Raw genomic sequence first — 18,153 nt, forward strand, 5'->3', positions numbered from 1 at the left:
CTGTATCTGAATCAGTAAGTGAATCTGTATCAGAATCAGTGAGCGAATCCGTATCAGAGTCCGTATCAGAATCAGTAAGTGAATCCGTATCTGAGTCTGTATCTGAATCCGTATCTGAATCCGTATCTGAATCCGTATCAGAGTCCGTGTCTGAGTCAGTAAGTGAATCTGTATCTGAGTCTGTATCTGAGTCAGTAAGCGAATCAGTTTCAGAATCCGTATCAGAATCAGTAAGCGAAGCTGCTTCCGAAGCAGCATCTGAGTTAAATTCCGAACTTTCACGTCGTTTGCCAAATACTGGTGAGGGTGCAAGTACAGGTGCGTTGTCAGCTGTTGGTCTATTCTTGACAGGACTTTTGGCTGGAAGAAAACGGAAAAAATCAGATGAAAATTAATAAGAAGTAATCTTAGTGTCAGCATAAAGTAGTCATTCTATAAGGGATGGCTACTTCTGTGTTATAACAGGGCTTGATAAATGCTTATATGAAATAAGCGATAAAAAGATGATTCGCAAGAAATAAATAAGGAAATAAGAAAATTATGTTTCTCAAACTACAAAAAAAATGGCGTAGCGCCTTGATTTTTCCAAAACTTCTATGGAGCTTGGTTATCGTGTTGGTCTATATGTTTGGACAACAAATTCCAGTGCCAACTGTAATCCTAAATACTGAAGCTTTGGCCAAGATAGTTGATATACAGCTGCTTAATAATGTGGCCTCAGTAACAGGAGCGCAACTCAGTAGTATCAACTTATTTTCACTTGGTTTAAGTCCTTGGATGACAGCCATGATTATTTGGCGTTTTATCACGATGATGGGGTATTTCAAAAATGCAACCAGTAAACAACTCAACCGTTATCGCCTATTTTTAACGCTTGGAATTGCTCTCATTCAGAGTTTTGGATTAACAGCTGCTTCCAGTTATAATAGATTAGCTCTAGATACTGCTCAAGAATCTACCTTGCGACTTTTCACAATGCTTATCATGACAGCAGGAAGTTTTGTATTGATCTGGTTGGGAAATCTTAATGCACAGAAAGGTCTAGGTGGGATGATGCTTATCATTCTTGTCAATATGGCACTTGCTTTTAAGGACAACATAGGCGCGTATTTCTCTGAAAACCAGTTTTCATCTCTTGGTTTGATGCTTTCTTTACTCATTTTCTTAAGCACCTATTTTTTACTGGTTTTGCTAACAGTAGTGCTTTACCGTGCGGAGTACCGTATTCCTATACGACGCATTGGCATAAATAATGCATATAATAAAGAAAGCTACCTGCCTATTCGTGTTACACCAGCAGGTGCGCTGCCTTTCATGTATGGAATGACGCTGATGATGTTACCCCCCTTTATTTTGAGCGGTTTGTTATCTATTTTTCCGAATAATCCCACGATTATAAGTCTGGTGACGCAAATCGGTATCTCCAAGCCCTTAGGTGTAGGAATCTATGCTGTTATTCTTTATATACTCGCTATTGGGTTTGCTTATTATAACTATGACGCTTACGATATTGCTAAAGGGATGCGCCAAAATGGTGATTACATTGATTTTGTGCGACCTGGCGATGAAACGAGACGTTTTATACAGTCTAAAGTCAATCTACTGGCTCAATTTGGGGCGTGGATGGTACTGCTTTTGGGTGCTTGCCCTTTAGCTGTTGTGGTGCTGACACAACAGGGAAACAGTGACAATATCAGCATTGCCTTACTTGTGAGTAACGCCTATATCGTGTCAACCTTAATGCTAGGTATTATTGAACAAGTCAACATGTTACAGAATTGGAAAAATTATAAAAATATTATCTAGGAGTTTTGCATGTACTATTTTGTTCCAGCATGGTATGGTCAAGGACGCATCTGGTATGATACGACCTCCTTTTGGTTTCGAGTCTTTGAGAGGATGCAATTTGACGATACTGTCAATCATATCAAGATGTTCGAACAAGTCCAGGAACCAAGCCAGTTATTAATCTTAAACTACAGTCCTCAACTGCGCTATTATTTGCATAAGCAAGGTTTATTAACAAGCTCATATTGGTCATTCTTTGATGATATCCAGAATATCAAAAGTATGCACACCAATCCTATCTCGTTTAAAGACCTTGATTGGCCACAAGGGACAGCTTTTCATCACAGTCCTTTTGCTCTTGTAGCAATGCTGGAAGATGCTCCGCTGGCCTATATTCATTTCGCTGAAAATGGTAATCTTATGCAAATTGATTATCAGAAGGAGGGGCATACAGATAAAACCTATGTCTTTGATGATAGAGGTTTCTTGTCCAGTTTGATTTATTATGATGCAAATGGCCAGGTTCAATACCAAGACTATCTTAATCCCAGAGGAGTTTGGCAAGTGCGAGAAGTTTTTGGCGAACAGTCAAAAATTATTATTAACCCTGTATCGGACCATATGTTTAGGCAACTGACTTATGACAGTTGGGAAGCACTGATTATTGAACGTCTCTCTCTTTTACGTCGTCAGTACTTTAATGATGATGATACTTTGGTGATTGCATCACATGAGCAACATAATCATCTCTTGCTTTCTCTTTTTGAAAAACAAACAAAGGTGCTGTCCTTCTTTGGAGAGCGTTATAATCTTGCATCTTCCACCTTTTTGGAAGTGGCATCAGCAGCGGATCTTATGGTAACAGATACCAAGACGACACTGTCACATCTGAATCGGCGTTTAGAGGAAGTCGGTTTAACTGATAAGAAAGTAACACAGATTTCTCCCTTTGATACCCGTTTGAGGTTGGGACATAGTCAACTTATGAAAGAACTCATTATTTACTTTTATATCGATACGATTAGTGATGACATTCTTAGGAAATATATACTGCCCATTTTAGATAAAATGGCCGTTTGTGAGTCTGTCCAACTTAGGCTCATCACTTTTCGCTCAGATTATGATTTGAAAAATCTTCAAAGCTGGGTTGAACAGTTGATAAATGAGCGATATGATCGTTGCCTTTTCTATGGAGAGGCTGAGGACTTTAGCGAGAATCATGTTGATGAGGAAGTAGAGGAACTTCAGCGTATTAGTTTTGAATATTTTAGCAATGAAAATCATATCATTACAGCTTTAGACAGTGCTCGTCTGGTGATTGATTTGGGAGAATTTCCTGACTTGTACACACAGATAGCAAGTATTAGTGCAGGCGTTCCTCAGATCAATAGAGTAGAAACAGATTATGTCGATCATCAAAAAAATGGCTGGGTTATTTCTTCGTCACAAGAGCTGCACAAGGCGCTGGATTATTACTTTGATGGTTTGACAAACTGGAACAAAGCTCTTGTGTATGCAGTTTCTAAGATGTCTGACTATACAAGTGGTAAAATATTAGCACAGTGGCAATCATTGCTAGAAAAGGAGTGAAAAGATGATTACAGTCTTACAGATTGGTAACAATAATTGGGCGGAGCAAGTTGATGCTTTACCTCAAGACATGCAGTGGCATTTTTGTCGCCCAAATGAGATTGTTTCCTTTTTAGAAGCACTTAAACAAGCTGAACGTGCTAAAATAATGGTAGCATCGGAGGAGAGGGATGAGCCAAAAATCCGTATTCGTTTTAACGCCATTCTCCTCACAGAAACTATTGATGAGTCGCTTCTTGAACCACTGGATTCTACGATTGAGGCTTATGGTTTGTATCATGATAAAGGGCTTTTCATAAGAGACATGAGTCCAACGGGGATATTTCGCAGAAAATGCTTGCGTGAATTACCGATTGATGGCGACATTTCGCAAAAAATAAAGTATCTCTCACAGGTTCTGTTTGACAGCCAATATGGTGCCAAGTTAAAAATTCCTGATATAGATGTGAATCCAAATTTTCAAGGGAATATCCACTTCGATGGACATGTAGGTATGACAGCCTCAGGTTACTTTGGTGAGAACTTTGAGCAGCTGTTTACCTTCCGCTACAATCTCAGTACCTTCCCCGTTGCCTTAGAAATTTGGCAAGAATATGTCAAAAAATCAGGTACTTGTGACCTACAACTTCGTATCTTTCCGATTCGTGCGGGGAGTTTATATGACTTGCAGGCACCGATAATATTGACAGAAGCCGACATGCAAGAACCCTACGTTATTCCTGTAGAGAACGAAAAAATAAGTTTTTATACGGTTTCGATCTATGCAAAGGGGGAAGGAGAGGTTACTTTTGGCCCTCTGCATTGGCGCTATTCACGTATTGGCCTGGGCCGCTTTGTTTTGGGTGGGGAACGTCACAGTGATGGTAAGCGTCAAGAGGTTATTACTTACTTCAATCCTGGGGATATGAAGCCACCACTGACTGTTTATTTTTCAGGATATAGATCGGCAGAAGGTTTTGAGGGTTATGGTATCATGAAATCTCTCAAGACACCGTTTATGTTGATAGGTGATCCACGTCTTGAAGGAGGCGGTTTCTACATTGGTACACCTGAGCTTGAGCAAACAATTGTGGCTGCTATTCAAGAGGCTTTGGACTATCTAGGTTTTTCGTCCTCTGATTTGATTCTTTCAGGCTTATCAATGGGAACTTACGGTGCCCTGTACTATGCTGCACATTTTAATCCCTACGCAGTTGTTGTTGGCAAACCTTTTACTAATCTTGGTGATACGGTTAAAGGAATGAAACTGCTCCGTCCCGATGAGTTTGAAACCAGTGCTGATGTCCTTTTGAACGCAACGGGTGGCACTTCACCTGCAAATATTGACAATCTTAACAAGAAATTTTGGGAGAAGTTTACAACTTCTGATTTTTCCGATACACATTTTGCAATTGCTTATATGGAGCAAGATGACTATGACCGTTCAGCGACTGAAAGGCTTATCCATCACCTTTCCCAAAGGAATGTCCATATTTATGCTAAAGGCTATGAGGGACGTCACAATGACAATAGTCACTCCATCAAGAAGTGGTTTATGAAACAATATGTTGATCTTCTTGGGGAGGGGTATGAAAGGAGGGGAAGATGACAAAACAATTAGTAAAAACAATCACATGGACAGAAGTCCATAAGGGTCATGTTTACCTTTACGGAACTCAACTACAGATAGCAGGAAAAACACTTCATTACCACAATCCTCTTCTGGCTTCTGGAAAACCTTTGCTGAAATTTGACTCACGGACCAACTATCAAGGGGATCGTCGCTCGCCAGAGCTTCCTCTCCTGATCCCCAATCGTGCTTACGAACTGTCTGCTGCCTTTGAAACGGTCCCGGCTGATAGAGCCTATCTCCAAGTTGATTTTTACAATCGACAAAATGAAGTCATCTGGTCTTATATCCAACGTGAGAAAGTGGGACAGTTCACTTGTCCAGAGGAAACATTTACTTATCATATTTCTTTGTTCAGTGCGGGATGCAGCGATTTGACTTTTAATCATCTTAGCTTATTTTTGACAGAGCCGCAGCATAACGTTACAAGCTATGCGATGAAGACAAGAGGCTATTTATCAGATAAATTACCAGAGGAGCTCGCCCTTGTAGCCCCTCTTATCAGAAATATAGAAGAGGAGTGACTATGTCGCCAAAAGAAAGAAGAGGGGTAATGAATGCCCTAAAACTTCGCCGACTTCGCCGTATTTTGAAAAAAATTAATGCCCGAGCTGATGAGATGAGTGCCTTGACTGATGCTGAATTGTCAGCAAAAACAGCTGAATTTAAAGAGCGTTTACAATCTGGAGAAACGTTGGATCATATACTTGTGGAGGCTTTCGCAGCGATGCGTGAGGCAGACAAAAGAATTTTGGGTCTCTTTCCATATGATGTTCAAGTTCTAGGCGGCTTGGCCTTGCATTTTGGCTATATCATTGAGATGAAAACGGGTGAGGGTAAAACTCTAACGGCGACTTTACCTCTTTATCTTAATGCTTTGGAAGAGAAGGGAGCCATACTCGTTACGACAAATGACTATCTCGCTAAACGAGATGCAATGGAGATGTCGCCAGTCTTTTCATTCATGGACTTGAAGGTAGGTGTAGGTGTTTATGAAGAAGACGAAGAGGTTGATGCCAAACGAAAAAGAGAAATTTATGCATCAGATATTACTTATACAACCAGTACAGCACTGGGCTTCGACTATCTCGCTGATAATCTTGCAGGCGATAAAAAAGGTAAGTTTCTCAGACCCTTCCATTATGTTATTGTGGATGAGGCAGATGCGGTATTGCTCGACAGTGCTCAGACACCTTTGATTATCTCAGGAGTTCCGCGCGTTCAATCTAATCTCTATGATGTGTGCAACCAGTTTGTGCTGACATTGCATGAAGAGGAAGAATATCATTTTAACAGAGAAGATAAGGCTGTTTATTTGACAGTTAAGGGTGGACATTATGCAGAAAACTATTTTAATATCCCAAATCTCTATGACAGTAGCTATTTTGAATTGAACAGGCACATTAATCTAGCGCTTCGCGCTCACCATTTATATAAAAAAGATGTGGATTATGTTGTGGTGGATAATGAGGTCAAACTTTTGGATAACCGTACAGGGCGCATCTTAGAAGGGACTCGTCTTCAGTCAGGGATTCATCAAGCAATTGAAACTAAAGAGGGGGTCAAGAAAACAAAAGACTCTCGTTCAGTAGCTTCAGTGACTTATCAAAGTTTATTTAATATGTTTCCCAAGTTATCTGGAATGACAGGAACAGGAAAAATTGCAGAAGATGAACTTATCAGCACTTATCGTGTATCTGTCATCGTTATCCCAACCCATAAGCCCGTGATTCGTCAAGACTTTCCAGATCAGATTTATGTGACTTTACCTGAGAAACTGGCAGCGACTTTGACATATGTAAAAAAGCTGCATGCTAAAGGGCAACCCGTTCTTTTGATTTCTGGTACAGTGGATATTGCTGAAATCTATTCCCGCATGCTATTGCAAGAAGGTATTGTTCATAGTGTCTTGACAGCGAAAAATGTTGCTAAAGAAGCCCTGATTATTAAAGAAGCGGGGCAAAAAGGAACAGTGACAATCGCCACATCCCTAGCCGGTCGTGGAACAGATATCAAGCTGGGTGAAGGCGTTGCGGAACTTGGCGGCTTGGCCGTTATTGGTACAGAACGGATGCCTAACAGTCGTATTGATTGGCAGTTGCGAGGGCGTGCAGGGCGCCAGGGTGATCCTGGCTTGAGTCAATTTTTCGTTTCGTTAGAGGATGAGCTAGTACAGCAATACGGTGGCAAATGGGCAACACGATATTTTGAAAAAAATAATCATCACCAACGCAGCGACTATGGGCAGCCTTTGCATCAGAGAAGACATCAACGTATCTTAAAGCAAGCGCAAGCAAAGAGTGAAGACCGTTCAGTTTTGGCACGTCAATCGACCATTAAATTTGATGAAAGTTTACGTGTTCAACGTCAAAAAATCTATGCATTACGTGATGAGTTGATTTATGACGAGAAAAACTTATCTCAAAAAGTTGACCATATTGTGGACGAAGTGATTTCACAGTATTTGGCATCAAATTCTGGTCTAACAGAACGCTCCTTACGCCGCTATATTTTAGATAATTTTAGCTATCAATTTCAGGAAGCTTCACTTCCTGTTTCTATTGACAATCAGGTAGCTGTGAAGCGTTATCTAAAAAGTCTGTATTACTCAGAGATGAGTCGAAAAGCTGAAAGATTACAGACTGAGGAGAAAAAATCTGAATTTTTACGCCTTTCGATTTTACATGCTATTGACGCTTGCTGGTTGGAGCAGGTGGACAATTTGCAGCAGCTGAAAAATTTTGTATCGCTCCGGCAAGCAGCCCAAAGGAGTACCATGACAGAGTATTATCAAGAATCTCTGCGATCTTATGACCGCATGTGTCAAGCTGTGAAAGAAACAGTGCTACGTAATGTTATGTTAAGTACCATCGAAAGCGATGGCAATACGGGCTATTCAATTTATTTTGTATAAGGAAGTTTAAGATGACAATTTATAACATTAATTTAGGAATAGGCTGGGCAAGTAGTGGAGTTGAGTATGCCCAAGCTTACCGCGCGAGTGTGTTTCGCGACTTGGGGATTCCTGCCAAATTCATCTTTACAGACATGTTTCAACATGAAAATTTGGAACATTTGACTGCAAATATCGGCTTTAGTGATGACGAGATTATTTGGCTATACAGCTATTTTACAGATATTAAAATTGCTCCAACAAGTTATCCCCTATCAGAACTTGAGAACAGTTTCACTCTACCTGTTCAGTCTATTGATAAAGCTGGAAATTTATGGCGCTATCACTTTAACGAGGATTTCTACGCTAACGTTTCCCTATGCGGGCCTGAGGACAACTATGTTCAACGTGTAGAATACGTATCAAAAGGTAATTTAGTACGTAAGGATTACTATAGTTATGTAAAGATTTTTACGGAATATTACATGCCCAAAGATCAAAAACCGCAACTCATTCAGCGCTCCTTTTTCAATGAGGATGGGAGTGTCGCCTATGAAGAATATTGTGAGCCTGAGATGAGCATCTTCAAGTTTGAAAACAAGTGGTGCTATGGCAAGGAAGAGTTAGTAGGATATTTGTTAGACTGTTTGGCGTTAACAAGAAAAGATATGATTTTACTTGATCGTGCAACAGGTATTGGACAGGCTGTATTTGACCATAAGGGGCAGGCTGCTCTAGCTGTGGTTATCCATGCAGAGCATTACAATGCAAAAGCAGATGAAGAGGATAATATTCTGTGGAATAATTATTACGAATATCAGTTTACAAATGCTGATAAAGTCGATGCCTTCATCGCCTCAACCCAAGTCCAAAAGGAACTCTTGGATGAGCAGTTCCAACATTATACAACTCACCGACCAAAAATTTATGCTATCCCTGTAGGGAGCTTGGATAAGTTACGCTACCCAGAAAGTCAGCGTGTGCCTTATCGCATGATGACAAGTTCACGTTTGGCTTCAGAAAAGCATATTGATTGGCTTTTACAAGCTGTTATCTTGGCGAAAAAATCTTTGCCACAGTTGACATTTGACATCTATGGTGAAGGAGGGGAACGCAATAAACTCACAAAGCTTATTTCTGATGCTCATGCTCAGGACTATATTCAGCTGAAAGGTCATCAGAACTTGACAGAAATCTATAAAGATTATGCTTTATACTTGACGGCCTCCACCAGTGAAGGATTTGGTTTAACTCTTCTTGAAGCAGTAGGTTCGGGTCTGCCTTTGATTGGTTTAGATGTACCTTATGGCAACCAGACCTTTATCCGTCATGGGGTGAATGGTCTGCTCTTAGAACGCCAAGAACCTGATAATAGCCAGCATATGGCACAAGTTTTTGCTGATGCTATTGTTCAATACTTTCAAACAATGGATGCAGATAAGGCACATGCCCATTCTTACCAAAAAGCACAGGCTTTTTTGGCACACGAAGTAGCTAAACAGTGGCAAGACTTTATCAAGGAGGTTTTATATGATTAGAATATATGACTGGTTGAACCAAGAAGCCTTGGATTTACATTATTCTCTGCAAGCAGCGGGAATCATGGGTGAGACAATCGTTCTTAATGACGAAGGCAATCTGCCTGAGGACATCACTTCCCCTTATCGCTATTTTTGTAATGCTACTTCTGATACTGGTAAAGCTCTTTACTTTAACCAACTCACTGTTCCTGAAGGCTGGCAAATTACAGGAAATAATACAGAAGGTGAGGTATGGAGTTACGGCGTTAAGAAAGCGACCATTCATTATCATATGCCACTCTACTTACGTCTGATAAAGCAGGTAGATTGGTTGACTTTGGATGGAAAGGTGTATGTAACCGACCACTACAACCAATACGGCTGGTGCTTTGCAAAGACTTACTTTGATGGAAATCAGCAAGTTGTTCTCAAAAAATATTTTACGAAACAAGGGCATGAGGTGATCAGTCATAATCTTGTAACAGGGGATGTTCTACTGAGTTGGCAAGGCAAAGACTATCATTTTACAAGGCTGGTGGATTTTATCCTGTTTTATCTGGCAGAGGCAGGGTATAACCTCTCAAATATTTGGTATAATTCACTCGGATTACCGTTTTTAGCTTCCTATTATTATCAAGGTGAAGGAGTGGATACCTTATTTTGGCAGGAGGATGTAGGTGAGGCTATTCCAGGAAATATGAAACTCATCCTTGAAGGAAATGCTGGGCGGACTAAACGTGTAGTTGTCCAACAAAAAACAGTTTATGAGAAATTACTTCGTTTGGCAAGTGCAGAGGAAGCGGAGAAAATTGCATATCTTGGATATATTTATCCCAACATACGTACAAATCACAATCGTAAGCAAGCTCTGATTTTAACAAATTCGGACCAGATTGAGGGATTGGATAATTTACTCCGAAACTTGCAGGATTATCATATTCATATTGCAGCATTGACAGAAATGTCTCAACACCTCATTGATTATGAGAGTTTTCAGCAAGTGACCCTCTACCCAAACGTCTCTCAGAAAATGGTTGACCAGCTCTTTGAAGCATGTGATGTCTACCTTGACATCAATCATGGGGGAGAGATTTTATCAGCCAGTCGTCGTGCCTATGAGTCAGATCTTCTCATTTTAGGATTTGATAATACCGTTCATCAACGGCAGTTTATGTCACCAGATTATATTTTTAAAGCGCAAGAGCCTGAACAAATGGTTGACTTTTTACGGCAGTGTCAAGATTTGCCACGTGCAGTTACAAAACAACGTTCCGATGCTGGACAGTCAACGCCAGAGGATTATCATCAGATATTAGGAGGTTACTAAATGACTCGTAAAAATGAATTGCTTGATAAAGATATCGAAGAACGAATTGATAAGGCAAGACTTGAGCAGCACGAGCCTGAAGTTAATCGGAGACCAATTTTTTATACCATTATTGTTGTTTTGGTGACCCTATCGGTCGTCTTGTCTTTGCTCCGTTACCTTACGTAAAAGAATGATGAGTCTGAGACGACGAAGATAAAAGCTCAAACTTATCTAAAATGCAGAAAGAAAAAATGCTCAAGATGGCATAGAGAAATGCCATCTTGAGCATTTTTTCGGTTTTTGCCTCAGTTTCTTATTTTTTGCGAGGGATAAATTATCGGAGAAGTGGCAAACAATTTGTAAGTCTGAGTAGAAGAAACACCTAAGATTACTCTAAAAGAGAAAGTGAGAGTTTTGCATGAAATGAGGAATATCTTTAAAGTCATGAAAACCACAGTAAAATCGTTCTAAATCGAATGGTACCAAGCTCACATAGGGTTTGTATACGGGCTTTATCTTTTATTTGGCAGATGGCTATACAAGGCTTAGCCCTTTTTATAAAAATAAAGTGCTAATGGATTTATAATATATACATTTATATAAGATAATAAATGTTATGCAACAGAAATCTGAGGCATTATATATACTTTTAGCGTTCTAAAATAGAGAGTCTACAGTTTTTAAAGTCGAAATAACTGTGGAAGTTGGGAAATAAAACCATGATAATAAATTTCAAATTATGGTATTTTTCCATCTTAAAAAATGTTGTAATACATGGATGAAAGTGCTATTCTAACATTGGGAAAGCGTCGTCAAGCATTCATGGAAAATATTGTCGAAATATGATAGTTAACTATAATAAAAGGAATTTTAAGATTTATTATGAAAAAATTAAAGAAAAAAATCATTCTCTCAAGTGCAATGTTATCAATGTTGTCTGGAGCTATTGCACCTTCAACAGTAGCTTTTGCTGATGACAATGATCAATATAGTGTATCTGCTATCCAGAAACCTTCTAGTGTTTCCGCAGAATTTGATTTGTCAAACTTATCACTCAATGGAGATACAAAAACTATCGTAGATGACCAAGGAAATGTAACAAATTTCAAGGTTGAAACTGCATCAAATCCTTTATTACGTATATCAAACGGTTCACATAAAGTTAGCGCTTGGGGTTTAAATTGGCACGTAACATTTTATATAAACGTGAAAAACAATAAAATAACATCAGCCAACAATTTAAATTACACGATTATTGGTATCGCTATCAAGTCATCTAGTCTAAGAGTTGAGAATAGCAAACGAGCAACGGCTCATTTTGAAGCAACAACTCCAATTTGGGATGTTCTATCTTGGACAGGATGGGTACGTGCCACTATCAATAGTTCTAACAAACTTGTAATTACAAATAATTAATCACAATTACAAATTGTTAATATGAAAGGAGGTACAATATGACTATGATGAGTATAGTTTTTATTACATTTATAGCCCTTATTGTTTTTGTTGTCTATTTTATAAAAAAACTAATCAATAAAAATAAGTAAAAAATCTCCATGAAATCAAGCATGAAATACTCTCAATGAAATTGCTAGCGGAGCTTTTTTGAGCTTGGGACACTTGCGAAAAAACAAGAACAAAAGAGACAGGAAACTGTCTCAGACTGTAGACAAAGTCAAGAGACCTTGTCTTTTTTGTTTCTTCAATGCTATAATGGACTAAAAGAAAACGGATACAGGAGCTGCTTATGTTCAAAAAACAAAACAAAGACTTCCCCCGCAATCAATACGGCTTCTACACTTTAGACGAGCTGGTCCCGCAAGACCATTATCTACGCGACATTGATTTTGATTTCATTTATGATTTGGTTGCGCCGCTTTATAGCGATGACAGTGGTCGACCATCTCTAGACCCCGTCCTACTTATTAAATTGCCTCTTTTACAATATCTTGAAGGCATACGTTCCATGCGCCAGACCATCAAGCAGATTCAGGTTAATAATGCTTACCGTTGGTTTTTAGGCTTGAGCTTAGAAGATGATGTCCCCCATTTTTCAACCTTTGGCAATCTTATTCCCGCAGGTTCAAAGATACGGATCTTTTTGAACAAATTTTCTATGGTATTTTAGAACAGGCGAGACAGGCAGAATTAGTGGATGAATCTGTAGTTTTCATAGACGGTACCCACATCAATGCCCATGCCATTAGCCATAAGTATGAAAACCAAGAAGTCGCAAATGAAGCCCTCTTTTACGCAGACACCCTCAAATCCGAAATCAAAATGGAGCGTGAACGTCACGAAAAAGAGCCCTTAGAAAGAAGCGACACTGAGCTTAAAAATATTAAAGTTTCTAAAACAGACCCGGAAGCTGGCTGGTTTAGAAAAGGAGAGCACAAACACGTTTTTGCCTACAATGCACAGGTTGCTTGTGATAAAAATAGCTGAGTTTTGGGTTTTACTGTGCACCCAGGTAATGAACATGATTCAAGAGCTTTCAAGTCACTTTTTGATGTTTTAGAAGCAAAATATCAGATAGAAATGATGGTGATGGATGCTGGTTATAAAACGCCAGCCCTTGCATATCTCTTGATTACACAGGGGATTACACCTGTTTTTCCTTATACTCGTCCCAAAGGCAAGAAAGCAGGGCTGAGGAAGAAAGATTTTAAATATGACCGTGAGTTTGATGGCTATACTTGCCCCCAAGGTCAGTGGCTAAACTATTCTACAACTAATAAATTAGGCTATCATGAGTATAAGAGTAATGCGAAAATTTGTCAGTCTTGTCCGCTCTTGTCAGATTGTACCCAATCTGCCAATAAAACCAAGCTTATCACACGGCATATTTGGCAGGATGATTTGGATGGTGTTGAGCAGATTAGGCGTTTAGGCTTCTTTAAGAGCATCTATCTCTTGCGCAGAGAGACCATCGAGCGGATCTTTGGCACAGGGAAGGAATATCATGGTTTGAGATATACCAATGAAATTGGGCTGGGGCAGATGGAGAAAAAGCTAGCCCTGACTTTTGCGAGCATGAATATGAAGAAACTGGCGAAAGTGCTAAAAAATAGGGAGCAAGAAAGCTTGCTTTTTGGTCTAAAAAAGAGAGAATTACAGTTGAAATTACTTTTCATTATGAATACAAGAAAACAGCCTCAGATTTTGAGGCTGTTTGTCTACGGTCTGAAGCTTGAACAATAGTTTAAGCTATTTTTGTTGTTCTTTGTTAAAATGTATGTATCATAAAGTAAAGAAATTAGACACAAATTCGGCACAAAGTTAAAATAAAAAGCTCAACCATAAGGATTGAACTAGTATATATAATGCCACTGAATGACTTATTTATTATATTTTTGTGTTATTTTAATTTTAGAAATCGCAGTACAAAGGGAGTTGTAGGTTTTAGCCCACTTATAATTTTTTGAGTTTGGACACAAAAATAGGCACAACCCACGATAATAAAATTCAATCCGTGGAGCTGACGGTCGAAAGACTTTTCGACCTAAGCGGAGACGGATTCCAACTGACAGCAATTATTTGCTGTCAGTTTTTTTGCTATCTAAATCCCAGTAGTCCCAGGCATATGTAGCATCAAACACTTTATTTTGGATTACAGTTTTTTCAATTTGTTTTATGGACTTTTCAATTTGATTATTCATAATAAATTTTAAATAATTAATCTTTTCTTCATAGTTAAGACTATTTACTAAACTACTAGGTACTTCATAGATATCTAAAAAATATTCTAAATCAGAAATACTGAAAGCACTATTTTCTAAAGATTTTGTCACTAATGCTCTTCTACCAATATCAAATGCAAGATATTCTCTTGCCTGTGCATATTCATGCTCAGGAGTACCCTTATCAAATTCAAGGGAATCAAGCAAGTCTTGTGTTCCAGATAGAAGAAAACCTTGGCTTACCTTCAGTACTTGCGCAATTTTTTCTAGGGTATCTTGACTTGGAGTTTTTTTATTATTTTCATAATTGAAAATACTTTGCTTACTTACCCCTACCTTATCAGCCAGTTCTTGCTGTGACCAATCTCTCTTTTTTCTCAATTGTTTTAAATTACGTGCAAAATCATTAAATATTATTTTAGTCATAAAAAATCCTTTTTGGTTTACTTTTGGGTTGACAAACAAACCTCGGAATGATAAACTTATCTTAGGTTTAATTGTAAACCATAAATATAACCCTGTTGTTTTTCATTATAATTATTATACCACAAGGAGGTATTGTCTATCGATTATATTAAATAAAAAATCTCTTTCCACGACCAAGAAGAAAGAGACTTACAAAAACTAACAGTACAATTATAACAAATTCTAGAAGGGATTTAAATTTATGCAAGAAACTAAAGTTGAATTAGATGATATTAGGAAAGGTTTAGGTATCATCGCAAATGTTATGTTACTGGGTAGACTTCTGCCTGTAGATTCTGAGGAAGTGTCAAGCGAACAAATGGTTGTAAATTATCAAAACCTCTGTGAAATGACCGAAACTTATACTCAAAAGCTTATTGAGGATACAGATGAAGCTGAAATTAATTGGCGTGCGGATAATATTGATGCAGAAGTTTTTAGAAAAATACAATCTCTAGGTAAAGCTGGATGAATTACTATGAACTGGCAGAAGCTTTGCAACGTCCCTATAATACGATACGAAAATGGAGAGGAGAGATAGAAAAAATCTCAGGACATCAATTCAATCGTATTAAAGTGAGAAATGGGAGAGGTCGAAAAAATCGAACCACCTATGATTTTTCAGAAGAAGATTTACAGGACTTTATAGAGTTTGAAAAATTATTGTTGGAGGGCAAAAGCAAAGAAAATGCTATTTCTGAAGTATGGGGCAATCTTGCTGAAGAAAAACGTTCTGAGCAAGAAAGTAGAATAACACGATTAACACGTAATTTCAACATTGCAAAAGGAAAAATTAGGGATTTAGAAAAATATAACAAAAACCTACAGAGTGACATTGCTACTCTGCATAATCAAGTAATGGCTCTAACAGAACGAGTTGAAGCTCTCGAAAATAAAGGCTTAAAGAATATATTTAAAAAACGCTAGGAGGTGCTAAAATGGCACAAATCACAATCAATGTAAATAAAATCGCAGACGATATTGTTAAACAAATTCAAAATGCTAAAGAGCTGTATGTCAATGCTGATCCAGTAGAGCGTACAAAATGGAACCCAGATAAAAAAGTAAATGAACCAAACGGCTGGAGAACTGAAGTTCAAATTATGGAGCCTGGCTCTGAATTCTTACGTCAAACTTTCTTTATCAATTCGACTGAAAAGCCAAGAGTTGCTATGAATGATAAGGTTTCTGTTGAGATTACGAACCACGGGGCAATTACAGACCGTAAAGGGGTTATGCTTTGGTACAATGGAACACTTAGAAAGCTAGGCTAATTCTTGTCAGTGGGCGACATCTTAGACAAAAGGGAGCGTTGCCCTAAAGGCATTAAGCTCCCTTTTGTCGTTAAGAGATAAGGCGAACACGACCGACAAGAATTTGACTAGAAAAATGAGAAAAAGAAAGTAAGTTTTACAAAAAGTATACTGTGCAAGTGCAAAAATAAAATGCACTTTGTAATATTACGGGTACTCGGAAACTCCGTCATAGAGTACCCGAAGGGACCGCGAAGCGAAAAAGAAATATTAGTGTAATATTGCACAGTAGTTTAATTTGTGCAAAATGAAAATTTATGAAAATGAACATTCTGAATTGTATTAACAATTAAGAAAGGAGGTTATGTGGCACAGGCGAAAAGATTTAGAACCTATAACGTAACCTTAAATTATGATTATGAAATTCATGATGAACAAGGAAATATAAAGTCAGATATCACACAAGAGCAATGGAAAGAAAAAATAGTTAAGTTAATAGATTTCAATATTTCAGAAAAATCTTGGTGTGCTTATGCTTTCCATGATAAAGATGTTTTATCTGACGGATTACCAAAACCTTTACATGTTCATATCTTAGTTAGCTTTGAAAATGCCAAACCTCAGGCGGCAGTTATGAAGATGTTTAATGTGTCAAGACCAGAAAATTGCCAAAATACGAAGAAAATAGCTAATTCTGCAAGGTATTTAACCCATAGAACAGAACAAGCTATGATAGACGGTAAATATCAGTATGAAGTATCTAGTGTTCATACTATCAATTGTGACTATCTTAAATTGATAAAAGGTAAAGAAAAAACAAACATTCAAAAAGAAGTTGAGGAGTTTGTTGCGGATATTTCTGAACAAATTATGAATGGAGAGTTATATTTATCTAAAATTCGAGAATTATTTTTTAAAGAATTTGATAGAGCTTTAGCGGATAAATTTTATAAAAAATATCGTAGAGAATTTGAAAAAGACTTTCAAGAATATTTACAGCATAAGGGCGAAGAATATAAGGTTAAGGGTAGAGATTTATCAACTGTTTATATTTGGGGGGCTAGTGAGTCGGGAAAAAGTCATTTAGCTAAAAGAATGGGCTTGTTACTCACAGATAGGTTGCACTTGATACCTGCTTCTGGTAAGAATAAAACTTTCGATCCCTCAGGTCTGTATCAAGGCGAAGAAGTTTCTATATTTAATGAAATTTCTGGCAAAGAGTTCAATAATAAAGAATTTTTAGGATTTGCAGACCCTAAAAATTATAGTCCGATTAATTCACGTGGTAAAGATAAGCACTGGTTAGCGAGGTATCTTTTCTTAACGAGTACGGACAGCAGAGAAACATTTATTGATAATCTCATGCCAAATTTTGAACAATCAGAAAGCTTTGAGAATAGACAGATAAAAAGACATGAGATAGCACGACGGGTTCCCTATGAAATACGCTGTGTTTCTCTAGGATATATGAAAACACAGTTTCATTTAGGGATATATGACAGTAAAAATCAAGAAATGTTTTCTATTGGCTCTGTGATTTGTGAAAAAATAGATGATGATGTTGCAATGAAAAAAACAGCATTAGAAATTTTAAAAAAATTTGGATTTGAAGAAAAAAGAAATCGAGGATAAAAAATGAATAAAGAAAAATTTCATAAAAATGAAGTCTTAACACTTGCGGATTGTTTATTTATTAAAAATGGTTGGGTGTCTATGCCTTTGGTAATTGCAGAAAGTATTGCGGATGAAGCTGTAAATAAAGGGTATATTCATGTCTGGCAACATTCTGAATTAAATAAAGAAGTGTTAAGCAATTGGGTAGATGATACTTGTGGAGGAAATGCGGGGAAAATACCGGTTATTGACGCTTTTGACTTTTTGGAAAAAATGGCAAAATTCTCTAAAGAAAAGACTTGGGGTAAATGCGACAATCAAGTCTTTAAGAGTAAAGATGGCGATATGAAAGTTATTTATTAGTGTTATATTGAATTGAGGAAGTAAGTCTATGAATATTATTGCGAAAGAAGATATTATGCAACAGAGAGA

At 37.8% G+C, this 18,153-nt stretch carries 16 protein-coding genes and 1 pseudogene; 16 read left to right on the top strand and 1 reads right to left on the bottom strand.

The window, feature by feature from the left end:
- The 11 genes and pseudogenes from ACGHCK_RS09765 to ACGHCK_RS09815 all read left to right on the top strand — a co-directional run.
- Positions 1-395, top strand: a 395-nt coding sequence (locus ACGHCK_RS09765) for an LPXTG cell wall anchor domain-containing protein (protein WP_394304548.1), incomplete at its 5' end; no start/stop codon positions are given.
- A gap of 145 nt (positions 396-540) precedes the next feature.
- The gene (gene secY2 / locus ACGHCK_RS09770; protein WP_251422542.1) at positions 541-1,806 is read left to right on the top strand and encodes an accessory Sec system protein translocase subunit SecY2; all 1,266 of its coding nucleotides are present in this window, start codon (positions 541-543) and stop codon (positions 1,804-1,806) included.
- 9 nt (positions 1,807-1,815) lie between these two features.
- Positions 1,816-3,378, top strand: coding sequence for an accessory Sec system protein Asp1 (gene asp1, locus ACGHCK_RS09775; RefSeq protein ID WP_251422540.1), 1,563 nt, complete (start codon positions 1,816-1,818; stop codon positions 3,376-3,378).
- Between the two features lie 4 nt (positions 3,379-3,382).
- Positions 3,383-4,966, top strand: a complete 1,584-nt coding sequence (asp2, locus tag ACGHCK_RS09780; protein WP_251422537.1) for an accessory Sec system protein Asp2 — start codon at positions 3,383-3,385, stop codon at positions 4,964-4,966.
- A complete protein-coding gene (gene asp3, locus ACGHCK_RS09785) occupies positions 4,963-5,511 on the top strand; it encodes an accessory Sec system protein Asp3 (RefSeq protein ID WP_251422534.1) in 549 nt (182 codons plus the stop codon). The genes asp2 and asp3 overlap by 4 nt, the downstream gene beginning before the upstream one ends.
- Before the next feature lie 2 nt (positions 5,512-5,513).
- On the top strand, positions 5,514-7,901 hold the full coding sequence (gene secA2 / locus ACGHCK_RS09790; RefSeq protein ID WP_251422532.1) for an accessory Sec system translocase SecA2: 2,388 nt from the start codon (positions 5,514-5,516) through the stop codon (positions 7,899-7,901).
- A gap of 11 nt (positions 7,902-7,912) precedes the next feature.
- Positions 7,913-9,418 carry an accessory Sec system glycosyltransferase GtfA gene (gene gtfA, locus ACGHCK_RS09795; RefSeq protein ID WP_251422529.1) on the top strand — a complete coding sequence of 502 codons (1,506 nt, stop codon included), beginning with the start codon at positions 7,913-7,915 and terminating at the stop codon, positions 9,416-9,418.
- Positions 9,411-10,727, top strand: coding sequence for an accessory Sec system glycosylation chaperone GtfB (gene gtfB, locus ACGHCK_RS09800; RefSeq protein WP_251422526.1), 1,317 nt, complete (start codon positions 9,411-9,413; stop codon positions 10,725-10,727). Before gtfA ends, gtfB begins: the two co-directional genes overlap by 8 nt.
- Positions 10,728-10,895 carry a hypothetical protein gene (locus ACGHCK_RS09805; protein ID WP_251422523.1) on the top strand — a complete coding sequence of 56 codons (168 nt, stop codon included), beginning with the start codon at positions 10,728-10,730 and terminating at the stop codon, positions 10,893-10,895.
- Between the two features lie 696 nt (positions 10,896-11,591).
- Positions 11,592-12,125: a DUF5626 family protein gene (locus ACGHCK_RS09810; RefSeq protein ID WP_251422520.1), complete on the top strand. Its 534-nt coding sequence runs from the start codon at positions 11,592-11,594 to the stop codon at positions 12,123-12,125.
- A 331-nt stretch (positions 12,126-12,456) separates the two neighbouring features.
- Positions 12,457-13,910, top strand: a pseudogene (locus ACGHCK_RS09815) (IS1182 family transposase).
- Between the two features lie 332 nt (positions 13,911-14,242).
- Here ACGHCK_RS09815 and ACGHCK_RS09820 read toward each other — a convergent pair.
- Entirely contained in the window at positions 14,243-14,815 is a 573-nt protein-coding gene (locus tag ACGHCK_RS09820) for a helix-turn-helix domain-containing protein (RefSeq protein ID WP_394304552.1), read from the bottom strand.
- Between the two features lie 241 nt (positions 14,816-15,056).
- On the opposite strand from ACGHCK_RS09820, the gene ACGHCK_RS09825 reads away from it, so the two are divergent.
- The 5 genes from ACGHCK_RS09825 (at position 15,057) to ACGHCK_RS09845 (ending at position 18,084) form a co-directional block, all read left to right on the top strand.
- A complete protein-coding gene (locus ACGHCK_RS09825) occupies positions 15,057-15,326 on the top strand; it encodes a hypothetical protein (protein WP_394304553.1) in 270 nt (89 codons plus the stop codon).
- Positions 15,323-15,781, top strand: coding sequence for a hypothetical protein (locus ACGHCK_RS09830; protein ID WP_394304554.1), 459 nt, complete (start codon positions 15,323-15,325; stop codon positions 15,779-15,781). Before ACGHCK_RS09825 ends, ACGHCK_RS09830 begins: the two co-directional genes overlap by 4 nt.
- An 11-nt stretch (positions 15,782-15,792) precedes the next feature.
- The gene (locus ACGHCK_RS09835) at positions 15,793-16,128 is read left to right on the top strand and encodes a hypothetical protein (protein WP_394304555.1); all 336 of its coding nucleotides are present in this window, start codon (positions 15,793-15,795) and stop codon (positions 16,126-16,128) included.
- A 345-nt stretch (positions 16,129-16,473) separates the two neighbouring features.
- On the top strand, positions 16,474-17,739 hold the full coding sequence (locus tag ACGHCK_RS09840) for a Rep family protein (RefSeq protein WP_394304556.1): 1,266 nt from the start codon (positions 16,474-16,476) through the stop codon (positions 17,737-17,739).
- A 3-nt stretch (positions 17,740-17,742) separates the two neighbouring features.
- A complete protein-coding gene (locus ACGHCK_RS09845) occupies positions 17,743-18,084 on the top strand; it encodes a hypothetical protein (RefSeq protein WP_394304557.1) in 342 nt (113 codons plus the stop codon).
- The last annotated feature ends 69 nt before the right edge of the window (positions 18,085-18,153 follow it).

The organism is Lactococcus muris, assembly GCF_042849115.1.
Taxonomy (GTDB): Bacteria; Bacillota; Bacilli; order Lactobacillales; family Streptococcaceae; genus Lactococcus; species Lactococcus muris.